The organism is Sphaerisporangium rufum (assembly GCF_016863395.1).
In the GTDB taxonomy this organism is placed as follows: domain Bacteria; phylum Actinomycetota; class Actinomycetes; order Streptosporangiales; family Streptosporangiaceae; genus Sphaerisporangium; species Sphaerisporangium rufum.
Genome location: NZ_BOOU01000086.1, coordinates 1 through 1,101 on the forward strand (window position 1 = coordinate 1; position 1,101 = coordinate 1,101).

The following is a 1,101-nucleotide window of genomic DNA, read 5'->3' on the forward strand; positions in this document are numbered from 1 at the left end:
AAAAGCGTTGGGCGAGGCTGCCAACAGATGTCCTTCCGGAGGCACGGACGGAATCGACGTGCGCGCACACCGGACGCCCCGCGAGTCAGGGGCGACGACGGACAGCGCGAGGAGGCAGCTTAACGGAAAAAACAAACGAGTGTCAACGCTTAGATTCGGCGTCAACCTCGCTGCCGTGGCCAGGATCGCACAGGCCGGGCAGGTGCGTCAACACTAACGGTCACCGGCGGCCACCGGCGCCATGACCGGGCGGTACGCCGCCCTGAACGTCACTTGACCAGGCGGACGGTGAGCGGATAGCGGAATGCGCTGTCGCCCAGAGCCATGGCGCCGGCCACGATGCCCAGCACGAAGGCGGCGATCCAGATCAGCGGGAGCAGCACGATGCCGACGACCGTGAGGGGCAGCGCCACGCTGGCCCCGAGCACCGTCAGGTGGAAATTGAGCGCCTCCACCGCGTGCCGGCGGATGTACGGCGAGGTCCTGCCGCCGGTCAGCAGCATGATGAGCGGGCCGACGAAGGAAAGCCCGAAGAACGGCAGCACGTGCGCGGCCGCGGCACCGAGCCGGTCACCGGCGGTCAGCGGAACCGGGTGCCATGCCGGCACCGCCGACGGCGGCGCCGGCGCCGTCCGGGGCATGCCGGCCGGGTACAGGTCGCGCATGATCGGGGCGAGGTCTCCGTGGGTGCGCGCGGTCATCGCCCGGTGCAGCCGCTCGTCGAACTCCGCCTTGTCCAGGCGCCCCTCGGCGTAGGCGGTGGTCACGTGCTCCACCACGTCCTCGCGGTCCTGGTCGGTCACCCGTAGTCCGGGATGCGGCAGAGGGCGCCGACCGCCGGCCGGCGGTGTCGCCGATGTTCCCACTACCTGTGCCATCAGTGCCGCGCCTTCCCTCGGAAGCAGGACGTCCCCTCGATTCTCGAAGCCCGGACCACGGGGGTCCATCCGGAACATCCCCGACCCGACCCCGATCCGGCCCGGAGCCGCCCATTTGCCCGCTACTACGGGTATACAAGGGGTATGGGATGGCGAGATCGCTACGGGATTCGCCGGCGGCGCGGCCCGAAAATCGCGAAGTTCGATCGTGAGGCCAACGACG

At 69.6% G+C, this 1,101-nt stretch carries 1 protein-coding gene; it reads right to left on the reverse strand.

Annotation, left to right across the window (positions count from 1 at the left end):
• Positions 1 to 269 precede the first annotated feature (269 nt).
• Positions 270 to 803: a DUF1707 and DUF4870 domain-containing protein gene (locus tag Sru01_RS29970; RefSeq protein ID WP_239137852.1), complete on the reverse strand. Its 534-nt coding sequence runs from the start codon at positions 801 to 803 to the stop codon at positions 270 to 272.
• Positions 804 to 1,101: the final 298 nt, after the last annotated feature.